The sequence below is a fragment of the Bacillus sp. 11C genome (assembly GCF_055486375.1).
The window spans coordinates 41675-48753 of sequence record NZ_JBUPVZ010000020.1; the positions used below are offsets into that span (position 1 = coordinate 41675).

The 7079-nt window shown below is 42.7% G+C and carries 7 protein-coding genes; 3 read left to right on the forward strand and 4 right to left on the reverse strand.

What is annotated here, in order from left to right; translation table 11 throughout:
• Positions 1 to 43 precede the first annotated feature (43 nt).
• From azoJ to ACY3LV_RS19600, 4 genes are all read right to left on the reverse strand, one after another.
• A complete protein-coding gene (azoJ, locus tag ACY3LV_RS19585; protein WP_148961599.1) occupies positions 44 to 670 on the reverse strand; it encodes an FMN-dependent NADH-azoreductase AzoJ in 627 nt (208 codons plus the stop codon).
• Between the two features lie 152 nt (positions 671 to 822).
• Positions 823 to 1314, reverse strand: a complete 492-nt coding sequence (locus ACY3LV_RS19590; RefSeq protein WP_464864358.1) for a TraR/DksA family transcriptional regulator — start codon at positions 1312 to 1314, stop codon at positions 823 to 825.
• Positions 1315 to 1532: 218 nt separating this feature from the next.
• Complete coding sequence (locus tag ACY3LV_RS19595; RefSeq protein ID WP_003220141.1) at positions 1533 to 1877, reverse strand: PH domain-containing protein; 345 nt, start codon at positions 1875 to 1877, stop codon at positions 1533 to 1535.
• Positions 1878 to 2227: 350 nt separating this feature from the next.
• On the reverse strand, positions 2228 to 2431 hold the full coding sequence (locus ACY3LV_RS19600) for a DUF6501 family protein (protein ID WP_003241656.1): 204 nt from the start codon (positions 2429 to 2431) through the stop codon (positions 2228 to 2230).
• A gap of 230 nt (positions 2432 to 2661) precedes the next feature.
• Here ACY3LV_RS19600 and dhaS point away from each other — a divergent pair, with 230 nt between their 5' ends.
• From dhaS to ACY3LV_RS19615, 3 genes are all read left to right on the forward strand, one after another.
• A complete protein-coding gene (dhaS, locus tag ACY3LV_RS19605; RefSeq protein WP_333560280.1) occupies positions 2662 to 4149 on the forward strand; it encodes an aldehyde dehydrogenase DhaS in 1488 nt (495 codons plus the stop codon).
• A 101-nt stretch (positions 4150 to 4250) separates the two neighbouring features.
• Positions 4251 to 6149: a terpene cyclase/mutase family protein gene (locus tag ACY3LV_RS19610; protein WP_464864359.1), complete on the forward strand. Its 1899-nt coding sequence runs from the start codon at positions 4251 to 4253 to the stop codon at positions 6147 to 6149.
• Positions 6139 to 6984 carry a superoxide dismutase gene (locus ACY3LV_RS19615; protein ID WP_289347527.1) on the forward strand — a complete coding sequence of 282 codons (846 nt, stop codon included), beginning with the start codon at positions 6139 to 6141 and terminating at the stop codon, positions 6982 to 6984. The genes ACY3LV_RS19610 and ACY3LV_RS19615 overlap by 11 nt, the downstream gene beginning before the upstream one ends.
• Positions 6985 to 7079 lie beyond the last annotated feature (95 nt).

Below are 7079 nucleotides of genomic sequence, written 5' to 3' on the forward strand. Positions count from 1 at the left end.
AAACAAAAAAACTCCTATCGCAACGATAGGAGTTTTGGCATAATTAGAATTTTGCAGCAAGATCTTTTGCTTCTTGTAAACCTTTTTCAACGATTTCTTGTGCTTGATCAGGCGCTGCGTTATGTCCTTCGATGACAACTGTGTGCAAGTCTTGAACACCCCAGAAACCAAGAACTGTTTTCATGAAGTTTAATGACATTTCAAGTGCAGCCATTGGTCCTTCAGAGTACACACCGCCGCGCGCGTTAAGAAGCGCAACTTTTTTGCCGCCCATTAAACCAACTGGCCCTTCTTGTGTGTATTTGAATGTAACGCCTGCACGAGACAGGTAATCAACATAAGTATGAAGCACTGCCGGCACTGTGAAGTTCCAAAGCGGGAATGCGAAAACAACTTTGTCAGCTTTTACAAACTGATTCAGATATTTGTCAGCAATTGCTGCTTGTTTTTTCTCTTCTTCTGTCATTTCCATTCCTTGACCTGCTTTAAATGTTCCGTTAATCATATCTCTTCCAAGGTAAGGAAGGTTTTCTTTATGAAGATCTAATTCAACCACTTCATCCGCAGGGTTGTTTTCTTTATAAGCAGCTAAGAAAGCTTCGTAAAGTTTAGTTGAAACGCCTTCTTCAGCTGTACGGTCGCTTGTTTTTACAAATAATACTGTAGACATTTGTATTCCTCCCGGTAAACTTTTTATATTTACTTACTAATAGTATGTTACTTTCTTTTTCACTAGAAGTCAATCACTTTATTTTAAATATGAGATTTTTCCCCAAAAAAAAAAGCAAGTACATCTACTATCGGTGTACTTGCTTGCCAATTTCACTTCGAATCTTGTTCCCGATCCAAAATTTCATACGTCTGAGAACTTTTTTGATCAACTGTTTCTTCATTGGATAGATCTTTTATCTGTTCGTGAAACTCTCTTTCAAATGACGGAGCATCAGTCTCCAAATCATCCTCCGCATCAGCTTGAGCTTCAACTGTCATTCTTGCATAGGGAACAGCTTCAAGCCTTTCATAAGGAATGTCTTGGCCAGTTTTTTCACAAACTCCGTACGTTCCGTCTTTCATTTTTTGTAACGCATGGTTGACCTCTTCCAACAGCTCCCGGTCAATTTCTCTCACCGTTTGGTCTGTCATCCGGTCTGTGACGAGCGTGCCGTGATCTCCCATATGGTTGTCAATTCCATTGGAAAGCTCCCCCACTTCTTCCGTCATTGATTTTGTTTCCTTTTTTTCACCAGCCAATTCTTTTTGCATATCGAGCAATTTATGGTAGAGATGCTGTGTTTGTTCTTTTGTCAGTGCCATGTGTATCCTCTCCTTTCTATCCTGATTCCCGTTTTGCCGCCTGTCAAACATGGGAACTTTGATAGAAAGTTGAGCTGCTGCTTTTTTGAATGAATCGTAATCGCAGGCGGTAATGATATTTCAGGTATTCTCTTTTTGCGGTACACAGTATGTGCACTCTGCTCTGTTTTTATATAAAAAAAGCCTAACCATTTTTGAACGGCTGGCTCATCAAATATTCAGCTGCACAAGTGCTTTGTCAGCACCGCTTGAACTTCGCTTAAATCGGTGTCTTTTGCAAATTCTAATTCAAAGGTTTTGCTTCTTGTCATCAACAATAATCCAGTGTCGGGGTCAAACATGCCCGCTTCTTGGATCGCAAAGCTTTCAATTGTTTTATATGGGAGAAATACACGAACCTTCTTTTTAGAAAACATCTTATTGTCAAAGAAAATGATCCGTTTATTTGTAAAGCAAATTTGATCAACTCGGAGCTTATAAATCGATTCTATTCTTTCCCCTTCAACAAGCAAAGCTTCAAGCTTCTTTGCGTCTGTTGATCTGCTAACAGAAAAAATACCCAATGAAGAACCCCTCTTTCTGCATTTATCTAATTGTTTTAACATTCATTACATAAAAATAAGTCCTTTATCCCTATATAAGAATACGACATAGAAGACATTTAAACCATTACGAACAGATTACATTTTTCAAATTTTTGATTTGTTTTCCGTCTTTTATGCTGTTGACATCAAGTAATACGCACGTACGAAGAAAAAAGTTTCAATATTCAGCAGTATTTTTTGAAAAATTGGTTTTTTATGTTTTCATGGATTTGTTTTATTTTTCCTGTTTTAACCATAGAAAAAACCGCAGCCCAACTGCGGTTTTATATTTCATAAAATTTTCTGCTCATATTTTAAGGATTCAGGCATTAAACCTCTTCGAAGTATTCTTTATAATAGCCGCCGACTTTATTCGTATTGTCGATCACAAACAGAAACTCCTCTGTTTCATTTTTCACTTCATATTCTTTTCCCGGAGTTAAAACGCGGTTCACGATATATTTTTTTGCGTTTGTCTGCACACATTTCACCTTTTTGATTGTTTCTTTTTCAAGCCAATTGTTATGAATCATAAATGAAATCTCCTTTACTGATCTATAAGCTTATTGTAGCTTTTTTCTTTTGTAAATTGCAATATCGGTTATTCATTGATTTTGACTTGTTTTCTATTATAGAATGTTTGTATACGCTTACTCTTACAGCAAATGTCATATCTTCTTTCTGCTATTGAATCAAGGAATCCATGTGCTATCACCAAGAATCTCAAAACAGACCATAAAAAATGACTGGAGGTTTGTTACGAATGAGTTCTTTAACGATGCAAGTGACGAAAAGGCTGGAGACATTTTTGCAGGGAACAAAGAAGCTTTATATTGACGGAAAGTTTGTTCCGAGTGTCTCAGGGGCAACCTTTGACACTCCCAACCCGGCGACCGGCGAAACCTTGATGACGCTGTATGAAGCCCAGGCTGCGGATGTAGACAAAGCGGTTAAAGCTGCCCGCAAAGCCTTTGACCAAGGCGAATGGAGAACCATGTCTCCAGCTTCAAGAAGCAGACTGATGTATAAGCTGGCAGACTTAATGGAAGAGCATAAAACTGAGCTTGCTCAGCTTGAAACGCTCGATAACGGGAAACCGATAAATGAAACGACGAATGGAGATATTCCGCTGGCTATTGAGCATATGCGCTATTACGCCGGCTGGTGTACAAAAATAACAGGACAGACGATCCCGGTTTCCGGCGCCTATTTTAATTATACGCGCCATGAGCCTGTCGGCGTCGTCGGCCAGATCATTCCATGGAATTTCCCGCTCCTGATGGCGATGTGGAAAATGGGTGCGGCTCTTGCGACAGGCTGTACAATCGTGCTCAAACCGGCTGAACAGACACCGCTTTCAGCTCTTTATTTGGCAGAATTAATTGACCAAGCCGGCTTCCCGGACGGTGTCATTAATATCATTCCGGGATTCGGTGAAGATGCGGGAGAAACGCTGACGAACCATGAGGCGGTTGATAAAATTGCCTTTACCGGTTCCACTGAAATCGGAAAGAAAATCATGGCCACCGCTGCGAAAAGCATTAAGCGGGTTACATTGGAGCTGGGCGGAAAATCTCCTAATATTCTTCTGCCGGATGCCAATTTGAAAAAAGCCATCCCAGGCGCTTTAAACGGTGTGATGTTTAACCAAGGCCAAGTCTGCTGTGCGGGCTCGCGTGTTTTCATTCATAAAGACCAATATGATGAAGTTATTGATGAGATGGTGTCCTATGCTGAATCACTCCGCCAAGGAGCGGGACTTCATAAGGATACACAAATCGGGCCTCTCGTGAGCAAGGAACAGCACGAACGGGTTCTTTCCTACATTCAAAAAGGAAAAGACGAAGGAGCAAAAGCAGTGACTGGCGGAAGCTGTCCTTTTGAAGAAGGGTATTTTGTCGCACCGACAGTGTTTGCGAATGTTGAAGACGAAATGACGATCGCAAAAGAAGAAATTTTCGGACCGGTGCTGACTGCGATTCCGTATGAAACAGTCGATGAAGTCATTGACCGAGCGAATCATTCAGAATATGGACTTGCGGCCGGACTATGGACAGAGAACGTCAAGCATGCCCACTATATCGCGGACCGTCTTCAAGCCGGAACTATCTGGGTGAACTGCTATAATGTGTTTGACGCGGCGTCTCCGTTTGGCGGTTATAAACAGTCAGGGCTCGGACGAGAAATGGGATCATATGCCTTAGATAACTACACAGAAGTCAAAAGCGTATGGATTAATCTCGAAGACTAACATGCATGTCAAAAAAACTGCTGCCAGCCAGCAGTTTTTTTTCTTTCTGTAATGGCGGCAAAAGACGCTGAATATATATGCTTCTGAAGGAGTTGAGCGTGATGAGCACACTTCAGAAGAAAGTGAGGCGTTTTCAAAAGAAAACCGTTTCAGAGTTAAAAGACAGGCAAAATGCTGATGGTTCGTGGACATTTTGCTTTGAAGGACCAATCATGACAAATTCCTTTTTTATTTTGCTCCTCACCTCACTTGATGATGGTGACCATGAAAAAGAACTGATATCAGCGCTTGCAGCCGGCATTCGTGAAAAACAGCAACCCGACGGCACATTCATCAATTATCCCGATGAAACGAACGGAAATATAACAGCTACCGTCCAAGGATATGTCGGAATGCTGGCTTCAGGATGTTTTCACAGATCTGACCCGCACATGAGAAAAGCAGAACAATTTATCATCGCCCATGGCGGACTGAGGCAGGTTCATTTCATGACAAAATGGATGCTTGCCGCCAACGGGCTCTATCCTTGGCCTGTATTGTATTTACCATTATCGCTCATGGCGCTTCCCCCAACATTACCGGTTCATTTCTATCAGTTCAGCGCCTATGCCCGAATTCATTTTGCTCCTATGGCTGTAACACTTAATCAGCGATTTGTTCTTAAAAACCGCAATATCCCATCTCTTCGCCATCTCGATCCGCACATGACAAAAAACCCTTTCACTTGGCTTCGATCTGATGCTTTTGAAGAAAGAGATCTCACATCTATTTCGTCACATTGGAAACGTATTTTTAATGCACCCTTTGCTTTTCAACAGCTAGGCTTACAGACAGCGAAAACATATATGCTGGACCGAATTGAAAAAGACGGAACATTATACAGCTATGCGAGTGCAACCATATTTATGGTTTACAGCCTTCTGTCGCTTGGTGTGTCGCGCCACTCTCATGTCATCAGAAAGGCATTGAAAGGCCTTAAATCGCTAGTGACAGAGTGCAGCGGGATTCCTTATCTGGAAAACTCTACTTCCACTGTTTGGGACACTGCTCTGATCAGCTATGCCCTTCAAAAAAACGGCGTGGCCGAAACAGACGGCCCTATTACAAAAGCAGCTGCCTTTTTGCTAGAACGCCAGCATACCAAAGTAGCGGATTGGTCTGTCAAAAATCCGGATGCAAATCCCGGCGGATGGGGATTTTCAAACATCAATACAAACAACCCTGACTGTGACGACACTGCAGCCGCATTAAAAGCGATTCCCCGCAGTTATTCTCCTTCAGCTTGGGAGCGAGGAGTGTCTTGGCTTTTATCGATGCAAAACAATGACGGCGGATTTTCAGCTTTTGAGAAAAATTTGAACCATCCTCTGATCCGCCTTCTCCCGCTTGAATCCGCCGAGGACGCGGCAGTTGACCCTTCAACAGCCGACCTTACCGGACGTGTGTTGCACTTTTTAGGCGAGAAAGCAGGCTTCACAGAAAAACATCAACATATTCAGCGCGCAGTGAACTGGCTTTTCGAACATCAAGAACAAAATGGGTCATGGTACGGGAGATGGGGTGTTTGCTACATATACGGCACATGGGCTGCTCTTACAGGTCTGCATGCCTGCGGGGTTAATCGGAAGCACCCTGCTATACAAAAGGCCCTGCGCTGGCTCACATCCATACAGCTAGATGACGGCAGCTGGGGAGAATCCTGCAAAAGCGCCGAAGTCAAAACATACGTCCCGCATAATAGAGGAACCATTGTACAGACAGCCTGGGCTTTAGACGCTTTGCTCACATCCGAAAACCCCGAACACCCATCTGTGGTGAAAGGTATGCAATATCTTACTGACAGCAGTTCTCATGGCGCCGATAACCTGGTGTATCCAACAGGGATCGGATTACCAAACCAATTTTATATCCGCTATCACAGTTATCCATATGTATTCTCTTTGCTGGCTGTCGGGAAATATTTGAATTCTATTGAAAAGGAGACAATAAATGAAACGTGAATCTTATCAAACAGAGATGTTCAATTGGTGTGAAGCCCTTAAGGACCAGATTCAAAAGCGAGGAGAGCTTGATCAGTTTGAAGATCAAATCGACAAGATGATAGCAGCACTGGAAGATGACCAAACAACAGAAGAAGATTGGTATAAGCAGGCTGCTGCTCTTTATCGGGATATTACAGAATCAGCGGATGCAAGTGAAAGACGCGCATATGTCCCTATAGGGAAACATGTGCTTCCAAAGCTTCCGTACAAATATTCCGCCTTAGAACCTTATATTTCACGCGACATTATGTTCCTTCATCATACGAAGCATCACCAAAGCTATGTTGACGGTCTGAATAAAGCAGAAACAGAACTTAAAAAAGCAAGAGCGACAAAGAATTATGACTTGATCACTCATTGGGAAAGAGAGCTTGCATTCCATGGAGCAGGCCATTACTTACACAGTATTTTTTGGTTTTCGATGCATCCAAACGGAAAACGGCGTCCTACAGGAGCATTGTTCCAAATGATTGATCTTTCATTTGGAAGTTATTCCGCTTTTAAAGAACATTTTACTCAGGCCGCAAAAAAAGTGGAGGGTGTCGGCTGGGCCATCCTGGTCTGGGCACCTCGTTCGGGACGGCTGGAGATTTTAACGGCAGAAAAGCACCAGCTCTTCAGCCAATGGGATGTGATTCCTCTTTTAGCGCTTGACGTATGGGAACATGCCTACTATTTGCAATATAAAAATGACCGGGCGAGCTATGTCGACCACTGGTGGAATGTCGTGGATTGGCGTGAGGCAGAAAAACGTTTTGAACAGGCAAAAGAAGTCGTTTGGAAACTCTATTAAAAAAAGCCCCCCCCTTTTTGAAGTGACCCCTGTCAAGTAGACAGTGTTAAAAAGGCACTAAGTAGCCTGAGTCCTGTATTGATATGGGCTCAGGT